The organism is Streptomyces hawaiiensis (assembly GCF_004803895.1).
Lineage (GTDB): Bacteria > Actinomycetota > Actinomycetes > Streptomycetales > Streptomycetaceae > Streptomyces > Streptomyces hawaiiensis.
This window is the reverse complement of sequence record NZ_CP021978.1, coordinates 4,440,970-4,456,415: the sequence shown is the minus strand read 5'-3', so window position 1 is coordinate 4,456,415 and position 15,446 is coordinate 4,440,970. Positions and strand designations below refer to the sequence as shown.

The 15,446-nt window shown below is 73.2% G+C and carries 13 protein-coding genes, 1 tRNA gene and 1 pseudogene; 5 read left to right on the top strand and 10 right to left on the bottom strand.

What is annotated here, in order from left to right:
- Window positions 1-47 precede the first annotated feature (47 nt).
- The 3 genes from CEB94_RS20525 to CEB94_RS20515 are packed head-to-tail and all read right to left on the bottom strand — an operon-like array spanning window position 48 to window position 2,784.
- A complete protein-coding gene (locus CEB94_RS20525; RefSeq protein WP_175433607.1) occupies window positions 48-797 on the bottom strand; it encodes a TrmH family RNA methyltransferase in 750 nt (249 codons plus the stop codon).
- Window positions 794-2,005, bottom strand: a complete 1,212-nt coding sequence (locus tag CEB94_RS20520) for an HTTM domain-containing protein (RefSeq protein ID WP_175433606.1) — start codon at window positions 2,003-2,005, stop codon at window positions 794-796. The genes CEB94_RS20525 and CEB94_RS20520 overlap by 4 nt, the downstream gene beginning before the upstream one ends.
- Window positions 2,002-2,784: a DUF5819 family protein gene (locus tag CEB94_RS20515; RefSeq protein WP_175437090.1), complete on the bottom strand. Its 783-nt coding sequence runs from the start codon at window positions 2,782-2,784 to the stop codon at window positions 2,002-2,004. The genes CEB94_RS20520 and CEB94_RS20515 overlap by 4 nt, the downstream gene beginning before the upstream one ends.
- 377 nt (window positions 2,785-3,161) lie before the next feature.
- On the opposite strand from CEB94_RS20515, the gene CEB94_RS20510 reads away from it, so the two are divergent.
- On the top strand, window positions 3,162-4,295 hold the full coding sequence (locus CEB94_RS20510; protein ID WP_175433605.1) for an acyl-CoA dehydrogenase family protein: 1,134 nt from the start codon (window positions 3,162-3,164) through the stop codon (window positions 4,293-4,295).
- Between the two features lie 101 nt (window positions 4,296-4,396).
- On the opposite strand, the gene CEB94_RS20505 is transcribed toward CEB94_RS20510, so the two are convergent.
- From CEB94_RS20505 to CEB94_RS20490, 4 genes are all read right to left on the bottom strand, one after another.
- The gene (locus tag CEB94_RS20505; protein WP_175437089.1) at window positions 4,397-4,726 is read right to left on the bottom strand and encodes a rhodanese-like domain-containing protein; all 330 of its coding nucleotides are present in this window, start codon (window positions 4,724-4,726) and stop codon (window positions 4,397-4,399) included.
- Window positions 4,727-4,791: 65 nt separating this feature from the next.
- Window positions 4,792-5,619 (bottom strand): hypothetical protein, encoded by an 828-nt coding sequence (locus CEB94_RS20500; RefSeq protein WP_175433604.1) that lies wholly within the window; start codon window positions 5,617-5,619, stop codon window positions 4,792-4,794.
- A gap of 411 nt (window positions 5,620-6,030) precedes the next feature.
- Entirely contained in the window at window positions 6,031-7,470 is a 1,440-nt protein-coding gene (locus CEB94_RS20495) for a DUF2252 domain-containing protein (RefSeq protein ID WP_175433603.1), read from the bottom strand.
- Window positions 7,471-7,607: 137 nt separating this feature from the next.
- Window positions 7,608-8,288: a ScbR family autoregulator-binding transcription factor gene (locus CEB94_RS20490; protein WP_175433602.1), complete on the bottom strand. Its 681-nt coding sequence runs from the start codon at window positions 8,286-8,288 to the stop codon at window positions 7,608-7,610.
- Between the two features lie 267 nt (window positions 8,289-8,555).
- Between CEB94_RS20490 and CEB94_RS20485 the strand changes: the two genes are divergently transcribed.
- Entirely contained in the window at window positions 8,556-9,668 is a 1,113-nt protein-coding gene (locus CEB94_RS20485; protein WP_281292512.1) for a ScbA/BarX family gamma-butyrolactone biosynthesis protein, read from the top strand.
- The gene (locus CEB94_RS20480) at window positions 9,665-10,588 is read left to right on the top strand and encodes an NAD-dependent epimerase/dehydratase family protein (protein ID WP_175433601.1); all 924 of its coding nucleotides are present in this window, start codon (window positions 9,665-9,667) and stop codon (window positions 10,586-10,588) included. Before CEB94_RS20485 ends, CEB94_RS20480 begins: the two co-directional genes overlap by 4 nt.
- On the opposite strand, the gene CEB94_RS20475 is transcribed toward CEB94_RS20480, so the two are convergent.
- Together CEB94_RS20475 and CEB94_RS20470 are read right to left on the bottom strand one after the other, a co-directional pair.
- On the bottom strand, window positions 10,533-11,861 hold the full coding sequence (locus CEB94_RS20475) for a cytochrome P450 family protein (protein ID WP_175433600.1): 1,329 nt from the start codon (window positions 11,859-11,861) through the stop codon (window positions 10,533-10,535). The genes CEB94_RS20480 and CEB94_RS20475 overlap by 56 nt on opposite strands.
- Before the next feature lie 119 nt (window positions 11,862-11,980).
- Complete coding sequence (locus CEB94_RS20470) at window positions 11,981-12,694, bottom strand: ScbR family autoregulator-binding transcription factor (RefSeq protein ID WP_175433599.1); 714 nt, start codon at window positions 12,692-12,694, stop codon at window positions 11,981-11,983.
- A gap of 254 nt (window positions 12,695-12,948) precedes the next feature.
- Here CEB94_RS20470 and CEB94_RS42225 point away from each other — a divergent pair.
- Window positions 12,949-13,729, top strand: a pseudogene (locus CEB94_RS42225) (ABC transporter permease); the annotation flags it as partial.
- Between the two features lie 288 nt (window positions 13,730-14,017).
- On the opposite strand, the gene CEB94_RS20460 reads toward CEB94_RS42225, so the two are convergent.
- Window positions 14,018-14,101: transfer RNA gene (locus CEB94_RS20460), tRNA-Leu, on the bottom strand.
- A 472-nt stretch (window positions 14,102-14,573) separates the two neighbouring features.
- Between CEB94_RS20460 and CEB94_RS20455 the strand changes: the two genes are divergently transcribed.
- Window positions 14,574-15,443: an FHA domain-containing protein gene (locus tag CEB94_RS20455; RefSeq protein WP_175433598.1), complete on the top strand. Its 870-nt coding sequence runs from the start codon at window positions 14,574-14,576 to the stop codon at window positions 15,441-15,443.
- Window positions 15,444-15,446: the final 3 nt, after the last annotated feature.

The following is a 15,446-nucleotide window of genomic DNA, read 5'->3' as shown; positions in this document are numbered from 1 at the left end:
GCGCGAGTGCCGGCCATGGTGGGTTGCTCGCGCAGTTCCCCGCGCCCCTAAAGGGACGCCCCAAAGCCCGCGCTCCAGTGGTAGAGCGTCATCGCCACACTCGTCGCCAGGTTGTAGCTGCTGACCTGGGGGCGCATCGGCAGGGACAGCAAGTGGTCGGCCCGGGCGCGCAGTTCGCCCGACAGGCCGGTGCGCTCGGAGCCGAAAGCGAGGACGGCGTCGTCCGGGAGTTTGACGCCCCGGATGTCGTCGCCCTCCGGGTCCAGCGCGAACAGCGGGCCCGGCGGCAGCTCGTCGGCGGCCAGCCGCTCCACCGTCGTCGCGAAGTGCAGACCCGCCCCGCCCCGCACGACCGTCGGGTGCCAGGGGTCGACCGTCCCGGTCGTCACCACACCGGTCGCCCCGAAGCCGGCGGCCAGGCGGATCACCGCCCCCGCGTTGCCCAGGTTGCGCGGGTTGTCGAGGACCACGACCGGGGCCGTACGGGGCACGCGCGCCAGCTTCTCCAGGTTCGAGACGCGTGACGGCCGTACGCCCAGGGCGGCCACGGCGGTGGGGTGCGGGCGCGGCACGAACGACGCGTACGTCTCGTGCGGCACTTCCGTCAGCAGCCCGGCCAGCGCGTCCCGTACGTCCGGGGCCAGCTCGTCGGCGAGGGCGAGTGCGGCCGCCCGGTCGGCGGTGACCGCCACCGGCACCTCGGCGTCGAAACGCAGCGCGTGCTTGAGGGCGTGGAACCCGTCGAGCAGGACGGTGTCGCCGGCGAGCCGGTGCCAGACGGTCACGGGGTCGGTCATGCCCCGAAGCCTACGTGCGTGGCCTCGGGGCTCTCATGGGCACGCTGCCCGGGCAGGGGCGTACGCCCGCCCCGGCGCGGGAGCCGGTCACGCGCGCGTGCCGCCCGGCCGCCCAGGCGGCGCAGGAAGCCCGTCGGCAGGAACACCGCGTCCGCCGCGATCATCGCCAGCGAGAAGAACGGCAGACCCAGGACCACGGCGATCACCGCGTGCTCGGTCATCATCACCGCCAGCAGGACGTTCTTCACCCGCCGGTTGAACAGGGTGAACGGGAAGGCGACCTGCACGAGGACCGTCCCGTAGGTCACCAGCAGCACCATCGTGCCGCTGGCGGACAGCAGATCGGCGAGCGCCGGCCAGGGCGAGAAGTACTCCAGGTGGAGTGGGTAGTAGACCGCGGTGCCGTCCTGCCAGCGGGAGCCCTGGATCTTGTACCAGCCGGCCGTCGCATAGATCAGGCACGCCTCGGCCATGATCACGAGCAGGGCGCCGTTGTGCACGATGTTGGCGATCACGTCCAGCAGGACCCGCGGCTCATCGGTCCTGGCCCGGCGCCCGACCAGCCACCACAGGGCCTGCACCACCCACACCGTCCACAGCAGCGCCGGTATCAGCCAGCCGCCCTGCATCCGTCCGGCCAGGGTGGCCGCGACCAGCACGAACCCGAGCACGCCCCACAGGGCCGGTCCCGTCCGGTCCGTGACCCGCTCGCCCCGCGCGCGGGCCGCCCGGTCCCGCGCGGCCCGCCGGGCGTCCAGCGACCACACCCGGGCGCACCGCGTGAACACCAGGTAGATCGACATCAGGTGCAGCACGTTGTCGCCGCCGTCGCCCATGAAGACGCTGCGGTTCTGCAGCGACAGCACGCCGGCCATGAACAGCACCGACATGGTGCGGGTGCGCCAGCCCAGCATCAGCAGGGCGCTGGAGAGCACCGCGAGCGCGTAGACGATCTCGAACCAGACCCGGCCGTCCGACCACATCAGGGTGGTGAAGGAGCCGTTGGACGCGACCAGCTGCTGGGCGAGATCCCAGCTCCAGGGGCTGTCGGGACCGTACAGCTCGTGGCGGTGGGGCAGCTCGCGGAGCAGGAACAGCAGCCAGGTGGCGCTGAAGCCGATGCGGATGACGGCCGTCTGGTAGGGGCCCAGGGCGGCCTCGGTGACGCGGGCGATACCGCCCGAGACGGCCAGCGAGAAGCGGTTCACCGCACGCCTCCCCCGGCCTCGTCCCGCGAGACCTTCCACCACGGCAGCTCCCGGTAGGACGGCGTCGTGGAGACCTTCTCCCGGCTCCAGGGGGGCGGCGGCACATTGCTGGTCCGGGAGCGCACCTGCACCCGCTCGATGACACCGGCGCCCCCGGTCGCCGCCCGCACCGCGTCGTCGCGGTCGAGGCGCAGCACCATGATCCGGCGCAGATACGACTCCGAGAGCGAGCCGCGCAGGCCCACCGGGCGGTTCTCGCTGTCGTGCGTCGCGACGAAGAAGTCCCAGGCCCGGCGCAGCTCGTTCTGCTGGGTATGGCTGGGCAGCAGGTTGCCGTCGATGGCCCTGCCGTCCTCGGCGGACAGGTCGTACCAGCCGGTGGTCAGCGTCATCCCGTCCGGCCCGCGCACCCCGGCGCGGACCTGGATCGAGATGTTCTGCTGGAGCGGGTTCGGCGCGAAGAGCTTCCAGTTCTGCTCGAACTCCGGATAGATCCAGTCGTCCACGGCCTCGCCGTGCGTCTTGGTGACCGTGTTCGCCGGTGCGACGTGCAGGAACGTCATCCCCAGATGCACACACACCCCGATGGCGACGACCGCGAGCGCCAGGGCGACCACGATCTGGTAGCGCGGTGAGAGCGCGGCCACGCCGGTACGGAGTTCACCGAGCGGGTACGGCTCGGCGGCGTCCGCCGGTGCGCCCTGCTCCGGGGGCGGGGCCGGGCGGCTCGGCGCGTCCGGGCCGTGCCGGGCGTTCGAGCCCTCGTCGTACGCGTCCATTCCGCCCCGTTCCACGATCCCGGTCCGTCGTTCCGTCCGCCCGGCCGCGAGGGCGTCGTACCGCCCGCGCGGCGATGCGCGGCGTCGGCACGGGCACGGTACTCAGGACACCCACCCGGGCACAGCCCCTGTCCGCCGGTCCGCCCGTGGCCGTCGCCACACCGGGAGGCCGACCGTACGGCGAGTGCGACCGTCCCAGAGCCGCGGTCCCCCTGGTCCACAGGGGACCCCCGCAGGTTATCCACAGGGCACCCCGGCCGGTCGTCCGCAGGAGTGACACCCTACGGCGCCCGCCCGTACACCCATTCCCTTCTTCTAGAACCTGTTCTATCTTGACGCCCCGTCAGCTCAACGGGATCGCCGGAAGGACAGCCACCGTGGACTTCACCTTCACCGAGGAGCAGCAGGCGGCGGCCGAGGCGGCGAGGGGCGTGTTCGCCGGGGTCGTGCCCGACGCCGTGCCCAGCCCGGCCCTCACCCCGGGCGCCGTCGCCGAGACGTACGACCGCGCCCTGTGGGCCAGGCTCGCCGAAGCGGACCTGCTGAGCCTGCTGCTCGACGCCCGGTACGGCGGGTCCGGCCTGGACGCCGTCGCGCTGTGCCTGGTCCTGCGGGAGTCGGCGGGGGTGCTGGCCAGGGTGCCCCTGCTGGAGAACAGCGCCGCGGCTGCGGCCGTCCAGGCCTACGGCGGGCAAGAGGCGAAGGCGGATCTGCTCGCCCGGGCCGGCCGGGGCGAGACCGTCCTGACCGTCGCCGCACACGGCCGCACCGGCCACGACCCGGCCGAGCAGGCCGTGACCGCCCGGCAGGACGGCGGGACCTGGGTGCTGGACGGGGTGCAGACTGCGGTGCCGTGGGCCTACGACGCGGACGTCACGCTCGTCCCCGCGCACACCGGCACCGGCCGGACCCTACTGGCCCTGGTGCCGCGCGGGCACGAGGGCGTCGTCCTCGCCGAGCAGTTCTCCACCAGCGGCGAGCGACTCGGCGAGCTGCGGCTGGAGTCGGCCCGGCTCGCCGCCCGGGACGTGATCGACACCGGCGGGGCGTGGGAGTGGCTGCGGGATCTGCTGGCCACCGGGACGTGCGCGCTGGCGCTCGGGCTCGGCGAGCGTGTGTTGAGGATGACCGGGGAGTACACGGGCAAGCGGGAGCAGTTCGGGTTCCCGATCGCGACCTTCCAGGCCGTCGCCGTGCAGGCCGCCGACCGCTACATCGACCTGCGCGCGATGGAGGCCACCCTGTGGCAGGCCGCCTGGCGGATCGCCTCCGGGGCTCCCGGCCCGCTGCCCGCCGCCGGTGACGTGGCCGTCGCCAAGATCTGGGCGGCGGAGGGTGTCCGCCGGGTCGTGCAGACCGCACAGCACTTGCACGGCGGGTTCGGCGCCGACGTGGACTACCCCCTGCACCGCTACCACGCCTGGGCCAAGCACCTGGAACTGTCGCTCGGCCCCGCCGCGGCACACGAAGAGGCCCTGGGCGACCTGCTGGCGGCCCACCCGCTGGCCTGACCGCGAGGGCCGGGGACGGACGGGTGGGACTAGCCGGCAACCCAGTCCGCACGGTCACGTCGACTGCCGGTCGGCGGCCATGGGGGTCTGCCCGACACCCCCTAGAGGACGAACCCCTGCTGCCCGTCGTCCGTCACGACCGGACGGCCCGCCGCCTCCCACACCTGCATGCCACCGTCGACGTTCACGGCGTCGATGCCCTGCTGGGCCAGGTACATCGTGACCTGGGCGGACCGGCCGCCCGAACGGCAGATCACATGGACCCGGCCGTCCTGCGGGGAGGCCTCGGTCAATTCGCCGTACCGGGCGACGAACTCGCTGATGGGGATGTGCAACGCCCCGTCGGCGTGACCGGCCTTCCACTCGTCGTCCTCCCGGACGTCCAGCAGGAAGTCGCCGTCCTTGAGGTCCGCGACCGCGACCGTGGGCACACCAGCTCCAAAACTCATGCGTCCGACGCTACCGGAACCGGCGAGAGCACCGGCCGGGGCGCGGCTCAGCCCTGGCCCTGGCCCTCGCCGAGCAGCGCGGCCAGCTCCGCCTCCCGCTCGGTGACCTGGGCGCTCAGCCCCTGCCCGATCTCGTCCAGGAGCCGGTCCGGGTCGTCCGGGGCCAGCTGGAGCATGTGGCCGATGGCGCCGTCCTCCAGCTCCCGGGCGAGCAGACCGAGCAGTTCCTTGCGCTGGGCGAGCCATTCGAGGCGGGCGTAGAGCTCCTCGGCGCGGCTCGGACCCCGCTTCAGCTCGGGTCCCTTGGCCCACTCCTCGGCGAGTTCGCGCAGCTCGGCCTCGTCGCCCCGGGCGTAGGCGGCGTTGACCCGCGTGATGAACTCCTCGCGCCGCCGGCGTTCCTCCTCCTCCTGCGCCAGGTCCGGGTGGGCCTTGCGGGCGAGGTCGCGGTACAGCTTGCGGGCCTCCTCGCTGGGGCGGACCCGCTGCGGGGGCCGGACCGGCTGGTCCGCGAGCATCGCGGAGGCCTCCGGGAACAGACCGGTGCCGTCCATCCAGCCGTGCAGCAGTTCCTCGACGCCGGGGATGGGGGCGAGTCGCGACCTGGCCTCCTCCGCCCGCTGCCGGTCCGCGGGGTCGCCGCTGCGGGCGGCTCTCGCCTCCAGGATCCGGGCGTCCAGCTCCTCGAGCCGGGCGTACAGCGGGCCGAGCTTCTGTTCGTGCAGCCGGGAGAAGTTCTCGACCTCGACGCGGAAGGTCTCCACCGCGATCTCGTACTCGATCAACGCCTGCTCGGCGGCCCGCACGGCCCGCTCCAGCCGCGCCTCGGGGCGTGCGGCGTCGCCACCATCCTGGTCAGCTTCCGGGGTCGTCACCCGACCAGCCTAGGTGACGGACCGGCCGGGTCAGTGCCCCAGAGGACGGCCCGGGGCGTCGACCTACCGCCGGAGGGACCCGGCGGCCAGCGCCACAGGCAGCAGCCCGCCACTCGCAGCCGGCAGCCCTGACCCGCAAGCCCGCGAGCCCGAGCCCGAACCCGCGAGCCCACAGCCAGCACCCGGAAACCGCGAGCCCGACCCCGCGGGCCGGCAGCCCGAACCCGCGAGCCCGCGCCCGCGAGCCCGCAGCCCGAAACCCGCCGGCCTCCACCTCTCAGCCCTCAACCCCGCACCCGCACCCACAACCCGCCGGCTTCGACCCCTCAGCCCTCAGCCCTCCCCCCCGGCCCCGCCGCCCTCACGCCGCAAGCCCGCCACCGCACCCCGCACCCCGCACCCCATAAGCCCCTACACCCCCATCTCCGCCGCGACCTTCCCCGCCTTCACCCCCGCCACCAGCTCCGCGTGATCCGCCTCGGTCCGGTCCGCATAGGCCACGGCGAAAGCCACCATCGCCTCGTCCAGCTCATCGCTCTTCCCGCAGTACCCGGCGATGAGCCGCGGGTCGGCGCTGTGCGCGTGCGCGCGGGCCAGGAGCGCACCGGTCATGCGGCCGTAGTCGTCCATCTGGTCGGCGGCCAGGGCGGCCGGATCGACGCTGCCCTTGCGGTTGCGGAACTGGCGGACCTGGAAGGGGAAGCCGTCGACCGTCGTCCAGCCCAGCAGGTTGTCGCTCACCACCTGCATCCGCTTCTGGCCCATCACGACGCGCCGGCCCTCGTGACCGGCCTGCGGTGCCTCGAAACCGGCCGTCACCAGATGCGGTACCAGCGCCGACGCCCGCGCCTCCTTCACCTGGAGCACCAGCGGCTCGCCCCGGTGGTCCAGGAGCAGCACGACGTAGGACCGGGTGCCGACACTGCCCGTACCGACGACCCGGAAGGCAACGTCCTGCACCGCATGCCGGGCGAGGAGCGGCAGGCGGTCCTCCTGCAGGGTGCCGACGTACTCCTCCAGGGACGCGGCCACCGCCGCGGCCTCCGCGTCGGGGACCCTCCGCAGCACCGGCGGGGCGTCGACGAAGCGGCGCCCGCCGTCCTCGGTGGCCTCGGTCGACTTGGCCGCGAAGCGGCCGCTGGTGTTGTGGCGGGCCTTCTCGGAGACCCGCTCCAGCGTGCCGAGCAGATCGTGGGCGTCCGTGTGGGAGACGAGCTCCTCGTCCGCGATGGCGTTCCACGCGTCCAGCACCGGGAGTCCGGCCAGCAGCCGCATGGTCCTGCGGTAGGCGCCCGCCGCGTCGTAGGCCGCCTTGCGGCACTGGTCCTCGTCGGCGCCCGCCACCCGGCCCGCGAGCACCAGGGAGGCCGCGAGGCGCTTGAGGTCCCACTCCCAGGGGCCGAGCACCGTTTCGTCGAAGTCGTTCAGGTCGATGACCAGGCCGCCGCGGGCGTCGCCGTACAGGCCGAAATTGGCCGCGTGGGCGTCGCCGCAGAGCTGGGCCCGGATCCTGGTCATGGGCGTGCGCGCCAGGTCGTACGCCATGAGGCCCGCCGAGCCGCGCAGGAACGCGAACGGGGTGGCGGCCATGCGGCCGACCCGGATCGGGGCCAGCTCGGGCAGCCGCCCGCGGCCCGACTCCTCGACGGCGCTCACCGCGTCGGGCCGCGACGCGTCCAGGTCGAGCGTGGCGTGCGCGCTGCGCGGGATCTGCTTGCGCAGGGCCTTGCCCTCGTCCTTGGGCGAGCCCTCGGCCGGCCACTCGGCGAAGCCCCGCACCCTGGGCAGCCTGCGCGGCGCCCCGTCCCTCGCCCTGGCTCCGCCCTCGTCCTGAGCTCCTGCCCTGGTCATCCCGACCGCCTCCCCCGCACGCGCACGCGCACGAACATCAACTCGTGCCGACCGTACAACCGGCGGCCGAAACGCGTCAGACCCTGTGGACAACTCCACAGCTGTGGACAACCCGTGCCGGGCGCGTGCGGCGGTGGCTACGCCCCCGAGGGCACGGAGGCCTGCGCCGGCGCCGCCGCTTCCTCCTGCGTCCGCGCCTGCGCCAGCACCCGCTCGGCCCGGGCCACCGAGATGTCGAGCCGGGCCAGTACCGCCGGCACGGTGATGCTGGGCAGGAAGTGCTCGAACAGCACGACGACCCGGCGCTCCAGGTCCTGCCGCTGGCAGCGCAGCTGGGACAGCAGCTGCACCCCGGAGAAGCTGCCGACCAGCAGCTCCGCCGTCTCCGCCACGTCCACGTGCTGCAACAGCTCGCCGCGCGTCTTCGCCTCGGTCAGCACCTGCGTGTTCTGGTCGATCCACATCCGGAAGGCCGGGGTGCGGTCGAGGTCCATGGCCCCCTGGTCGAGGGCGAGGCCCACACTGGCCCGCACCAGCGGTTCGTACCGCAGCCGGCGGGCCATCACCAGACCGGAGTCGACGAGTTCCTGGAGCCTGCTGGACTGCGGCGGGAGCGCGAGCGCGAGCTGCTCCTCGAACACCCCCACCGCCAGCTCCTCTTTGGAGCCGAAGTGGAAGTACAGCGCGCCCTTGGTGACGCCGGCCCGGTCCAGGATCTCGCCGATGGTCGCCGAGGTGTAGCCGCGTTCGTCGAAGACGGCCGCCGCCGCCTCCAGGATGGTCCGCCGGGTGCGGATCGCGCGCTCCTGTCGCGCCATCGGGTGCCTCCTGATCTCCGTCGATCCCTGTGAAGTCGCTGTGTGGCGAGGGCGCGAGTGCCTGTCCCAGCGGCTTGGCTCACCCTTTGAAAAAAACCGGCTCGTCCGTATCTTAGTCAAGCGTCGACCGCGGCCAGGCAGCCGATCCTGGGGGTTCTCATGCCGCAGACAGGGCCTTTAAGCGCACTCACAGAGGATCAGACCGGACGCGAGGGCTGTCCGGCAAACGCAACCGCTACGACCGTCGAGAACCCGCCACAAACCGTCGTGCCCCAAGAGACCGCTCCGGCGAGACCAGCCGCCGCGGAACCCGCGCCGTCGGCGACCACCGCCGACGAACCCGCGCTGCCCGCGGCCACCCTCACGGACGAAACCGAAACGGCGCCGCCCGCCGCCCTCACCCCCGCAGCCGCAGCCGCAGCCGAGTCCACGGCACCCTCGCCACCCTCCCCCGTCACCGAGCGCCCCGCCCCCCGCTCCCACACCGTCGTCACCAAGGAACTCGCCCATCGCACCGCCGAGACGGACGTCTTCCCCGCCCGGTGGACCCGAATCTCCGACACCCGTTTCCGGTTCACCGCGCACTGGCCGGCCGCCCACCCCTTCTTCGGCCCGGTGGACGACCGCCACCAGGACCCGATGATCGTGGGCGAAACGTTGCGGCAGGCCTCGATGGCGCTGGCGCACGCCGAGTTCGGCGCCCCGGCCGACACCCACTTCGTCATGTGGGACCTGACGGTCCGCGTCGACCCGGCCGCGCTGCTGTTGGCGGACGCCGCCGAGCCGGTCGAGTTCGACGTCGTGTGCTCCGAGGTCCGCCGCCGCGGCCGCGGGCTGCACAGCATGCGGACCACGATGGAGTTCCGCCGCGCGGGACGGCTCGTCGCCCGCGGCACCGGCAGCACCGGCTGCACCTCCCCGCGCGCCTACCGCCGCCTGCGGGCGGGGAAGTTGAACGCCCTGGACACGCCCGTCCCGCTCCTGGCGGGCATCGCGCCGCAGACCGCGGGACGGGCCCGCGCCGAGGACGTCGTCCTCGCCCCCGCCGACCGCCCCGGCGTCTGGAACCTGCGCGTCGACACGGGCCACCCGGTCCTCTTCCCGCGGCCCAACGACCACGTCCCCGGCATGGTCCTGTTCGAGGCGGCCCGCCAGGCCGCGACCGCCGCGTCCGGCCTGCACCCCTTCCTGCCCGGCAGGATGACGGCCGAGTTCGCCCGGTACGCCGAGCTGCACAGCCCGTGCCGGATCGAGACCGAGGTCCTCGAAGACCACCCCGGGGAGGTGACCGTACGGGTGTCGGGGCGGCAGGACGGCGCGTTGGTCTTCACCGCCGGCCTGACCTCCGCCCGGCCGGCGCGGGTACGGTCCCTGTCGTGACGGTCAAGGTTCTGATCACGGGCGCGAGCGGCTTCGTCGGCAGCCGGGTCGCCGCCAGGGCACAACGGCAACCGGGTGCCCATGTACGCCTGTTGTCCCGGCACGCGCCGCACGGCCCCGAGTACGTCCACGGCGACCTCTGCGCGCCGCCCTCGCTGCGTGGCGTCTGCGCCGACACCGACGTCCTGGTGCACTGCGCCACGCGGGTCGGCGGCGACGCCGAGACCGTCCGGGCGGTCAACGACCACGGCACCCGGGCGCTGGTCGAGGAGGCCGTGCGCGCCGGAGTGCGCCGGATCGTGTACGTCGGTACGGCCGCCGTTCTCGGCCGGGGCCCCTTCCGCGGCGTACGCCCCGGGGAGGCGCCGATCGCACCCGCGTCACCCACCAGCCGCACCCGGGCCGCCGCCGAACGGTACGTCCTCGACGCGGGCGGCCTGGTGCTGCGCCCGCACCTCGTGTACGGCGAGGGCGACCGCTGGGTGATCCCCGGACTGGTGTGGCTGATGAAGGAGCTGTCGGCCACCCTGACCGGCTGCGAGGCGCTCCAGTCGATGATCGACGTCGACACCCTGGGCCGTGCGGTGGTGGCCGCCGCGCTCTCCCCGGCGTCCGGCGGCGGTGTGCACCACGTCGACCACCCCGAGCCGGTGGCGGTCAAGGACCTGCTGGCGGCCGTGTGCCGGGAGTTGGAGGAGCCCGGCGGCGGTGCGGCCGTGGACGTCGCCACCGCCCTCGACCGGGCCGCCGGGTCACCGCTCGCCCTCCACCATCTCGGCATGCTCACGGTCGACCACTGGTTCGTGGACGACGCGTTCTGGAAGGAATTCGACTGCTCGCCCGGCGAGGGGTTCGCGGCCGCGTTCAGCCGCGCGGCGCCCTGGTACCGCGCGTTCCTCCAGGGCCGGAGGGTTTCCTGATCGCCTCCGCCTCCTGCGGGCGCGGGCCCGGTTCCCGGCCGTGCAGCAGCACCGGCAGCTCCTCGTGGCCGGTGGAGATGATCGACCGCAGCCGTTTCGGCGGGTGCGACGGATCGGCCAGGGCCAGCCGCGGGAAGCGCGCGAACAGCGAGGTCAGGGCCACGGTCGCCTCGGCCATGGCCAGGGGCCGGCCCAGGCAGTGGTGCACGCCGTGGCCGAAGGACACGTGGTCGCGGCTGGTGGCGCGCGTGACGTCGAACCGTTCGGCGTCCGGCCCGTGCCGCTCGGGGTCGCGCCCGGCACCGGCGAAGGAGACCACGAGCGGGTCGCCCTTGGGGATGGTCAGGCCCGGCTCGATCTCGATGTCCTCGACGGCGTAGCGCAGGCCCGACATGGCGCCAGGCGCCTCGAAGCGCAGCGACTCCTCCAGGGCGTCCTCCCAGGTCACCCGCCCGGAGCGGACGAGGTCGAGCTGGTCGGGGTGGGCGAGCAGGCTGTGCACGGTGTTGTCGATGAGGTTGACGGTCGTCTCGAATCCGGCGGTGAGCAGCAGGATCAGGTTGTCCATCAGCTCCTGTTCGCTGAGGCTGCCTTCGTCGCGTGCGGCGATGAGCGCCGTCGTCAGGTCGTCGGCCGGGTGCCCGCGCTTGTGCTGGAGGAACGCGGTCAGCGTGCCGTAGAGGTCGACGGCGTTGGCCTGGGCGTCCTCCAGGGAGATCGCCGTGTCGAAGAAGCGGTTGATGATGCGGTAGAGGGCCGCGCGGGGGCCGTCCTCGCCGGGCGGTACGCCGAAGAGCTCGCACACCACCTCGTGCGGGATGGGCGCCGCGAACGCCGCGCGTAGATCGACGACTTCGCCCTCCGGGATCCGCTCCAGGGCGTCCAGCGCCCGGTCGACGATCTCCTGGACGCGCGGCAGCACCGCGTCGACGCGGCGTTTGGTGAAGGCGGCCGCCATCGGTTTGCGCAGCCGGCTGTGGTCGGAGCCGTACGCGGTGACCATGTTGCGCACCGAGACCCAGATGGCGAGCGGCCAGGTGCGGGAGATGTCCCCGTTGATCCAGGCCGGCCAGTGCTGGTAGGCGTCCTTACTCGTCTCGGGTCCGGCCAGGAGCCGCTTGTTCAGCTCCAGTCCGGTGATCCACCACGCCCGTACGCCGCCGGGCAGTTCGACCTCCACCGCCGCGCCCTGGGCACGGATCCGGGATATCTCGCCGTAGAGATCCTGACCGGACGGGTCGATCGACAGGAAGGGGCAGGCCTGCTGTGCCATGACTCATCGCTCCTTGGTCCAGAGGCTGGGGGTCCATGGTGCGATCCGGCCGACGGCAGAACTTGCCGACCGGTTTGTTTTGGCCACTACTTCACGCACGTTTGGCCAAGGGTGGGTGACTACCGCAGCGCGAGACCCGCCCCGACCGCCTCCGCCGCCACGTCCGGGGCGACCGGTTCGCTCCCCGCCGGTTCACTCCCCGCCGGTTCTTTCCCGACCGCTTCACTCCCCGCCGGATCCAGCGCCCCGGCCAGACACGGCGCCGCCAGACACGGCAGCAGCAGCCGCCACAGATCGGTCAGCGAGGGCCGGGCGAGCCAGCCGTGGTCCTCCCGCGCCAGCACCTCGATGCCGGTCGTGGCGGCGAGGACGACGGCACCGGTGCGCTGCGACGTCACACCGGCGGCGAGTTCGCCCCTGCGCTCCGCCTCGGACAGCAGCCCCTGCACGCACTCCCGCCATTCCCGGCGCAGGTCCCGCACCCGCCCCGCGGCCCCCTCCACGTTCAGCCGCAGCCCCGCCCGCACCACGCCGTCGGCGCACAGCATCCGGGCGACGTGGTGCGTGACGTCCACGAGGCGTTGCAGGGCGCAGCCGTCACCGCCGTGGCTGCGGACCGCTGCCGCGCGCAGGGCACGGGCGGCAGCGTCCTCGACGGCTTCGGCGACGGCGGCCTTGTTGGCGAAGTGGAAGTGCAGCGCGCCGGAGCTGACGCCGGCTCCCGCGCTGATCTCCGCCAGGCTGGCCCGGACGTACCCGCGGGCCTCGAACTGTGCGGCCGCCGACCGGATCAGCGCGAGACGGGTCCGGACGGCCCGGTCCTGTTTGGTCACCCGTGGCTCCCCTGCAGGGCTCTGATGGCGACGCAATGAAACCAACTCGCTGGTTTTTATACAACGCGTCGACGGCCGAGGGACCTTGGGACGGCTCCTGAGCCCGCAGATACGCCGGCACGGCCAGCACCCCCGGTGGGTCGCGGCCGCCGGCGGCAGGTCCGGCTGGGTGAGGATGCCGGAGACGTGCTTGCCCACGGCGCCTCGGAGACGACCCGTTCGCGGGCGATCGCGCTGTTGGACCTGCCCTCGTCGAGCACACCCGGCCGTACGACGCGGCGAGCTGGACGGGCCTGCTCGTCGCCCTGTGCGGAGCGACCGCGGCACCTGGCGGGCCGGCCGCACCGCCCCCGCCGAGGCCCTGCGCGAGGCGGCCTCGGGCAGCAGGCCTCTGACCCGGGGGCGCTGCTCTGCGGCACGGCCCTCCTGCTCACGGCCGCCGTGGCCCCCGGCCCTCTCCCTCACCGCCGACCCGTCCGGCCTCCTCCACCGCAAGACGTACATCAGCCGCCCCATGCTGCTGATCACCGCGACCGCCCTGCTCGCACCCCTCGTGCCGCGCCCCCTGATCCGCCCGCTGGCCTGCCTCCCCTCGGCCGTGGGCATGCCGGCCCGCGAGAACACGGCCACCGGAGTACGCCGCACCGCCGCACTCGCGGCCCCCGTCCTCGTCACGGTCGCCCTCACCGGTTCACTCCTCGGCGCCACCGCGACCCTGAACCACGCAAAGACCACCGAGACGAGCGACCGCACCACCGCCGCCTTCGCCGTCACCCCGGCGGCCGGGACGGGCTTCGACGCCGCCGCCCTGCGCCGACTGCGCGCGATACCGGGCACCCGGATCTCCCCGACGGCCGTGCACGTCCCGGAGGACGGTGTGGCCCTGAAACGAGGAGGGGCAGCGGCACCGGGTGGGCCACCGGGTCCCGCGTATGGCTCGGCGACGGGACACCCAGCACCCTGCGCATCGCAGCGGTCATGCCCACCGCAACCGGCGGCAACGGCATCTACGTCACCCCGCGCGAAGCCCCGGGCGACCGCAGGCCCTCGGCACGACGGCGACCGCCTGCGCCCTCCTGGCTGGCCTGCGCGACGGCCCCCGCCGCCCTCGCCCTGCGCCGCCGTCCTGCGGACCTGGCCGGGATACGCGAGTGAGCGACGAGCCGCTCGTGCGAAAACGCTTCGCCCCGGGCCGGTCCCCAAGGGACGGCCAGACCTGAGAGCTTCCTCACACGAGAGAGACCCGGTCAGGCGGGAGACAACCGTCACATCCGCAGACACGAAGAACGGGCGGCATCTGATCGATGCCGCCCGTTCCCACGGTGCGCGAGGGGGGAGTTGAACCCCCACGCCCTTGCGGGCACTGGAACCTGAATCCAGCGCGTCTGCCTATTCCGCCACCCGCGCATTGGGTGTGTCCTGGGCGCTGTCCCCGTGGGGGTCGGCGCCTTCCGACACGCAGAACATTAGCACGCTGCAAGGGGTGGGTTCACATCCCTTATCGCCGCAGGCAGGCCCCCCGGCGAACCTTCGATGTCCCTGCCACGTATCAACGCGACCGGTTCACGTATCAACCTCGTACCGGTACCCGCCGTCTCCGCAGGAGGGGGTCGGGGTCCACAGTCAGGTGCGGGACACTGGTCTTCAGCCGCCTCTACGATCCTTGCCAGGCATACCGGAGGCGGTTACGCGCAGCAGTACCACCGGAGGAGTTCGAAGGCGAGCTCCACAGGGAACTTCGTCATGCGTCGACACCCGTCGGCAGTGCTGACAGGGGGAACCAGCCGATCGAGCTGCGCGTGGATACGATCAGTAAGCAGTACCAGGCAAGCGGCCCGCAGGGCAGTACACAGGACGGCAGCGACGGAGGAGGTGCCCCATGGGAGTCCTGAAGAAATTCGAGCAGCGTCTCGAAGGTCTGGTCAACGGCACCTTCGCCAAGGTGTTCAAGTCCGAGGTCCAGCCCGTGGAGATCGCGGGAGCTCTCCAGCGCGAGTGCGACAACAACGCCACCATCTGGAACCGCGACCGGACGGTCGTGCCCAACGACTTCATCGTCGAGCTGAGCACGCCGGACTTCGAACGGCTCAGCCCCTACTCCGGCCAGCTCGGCGACGAGCTCGCCGGCATGGTGCGCGACTACGCCAAGCAGCAGCGCTACACCTTCATGGGCCCGATCAAGGTGCACCTGGAGAAGGCGGACGACCTCGACACCGGCCTGTACCGGGTACGCAGCCGTACGCTCGCCTCCTCCAGCAGCCAGCAGGGCGGCCCGGGAGGCGGCGCCGCCGCCACCGCCGCCCCGCAGGGCGGACGCCCCGGTGGCTACGGCCCCCCGTCGTCCGCCGCGCCCGCCGGCGCCCCGCCCATGCCGGCCGCGCCGCCGCCCGGCGGCCGCCCCGGCGGATACGGCTACCCGCCCGCCGCGAACGCCCAGCGGCCCCCGGCCGCCCCGGCCGCCGGCGGACGCACCCGCCACTGGATCGAGATCAACGGCACCCGCCACCAGATCTCCCGCGCGACGCTGGTGCTGGGCCGCAGCACCGACGCCGATGTGCGGATCGACGACCCCGGCGTCTCCCGCCGGCACTGCGAGATCCGGACCGGAACGCCCTCGACGATCCAGGATCTCGGATCCACCAACGGCATCGTGGTGGACGGACAGCACACCACCCGCGCTACGCTCCGCGACGGCTCGCGGATCGTCGTGGGCAGCACCACCATCATTTACCGGCAAGCCGAAGGGTGAAGC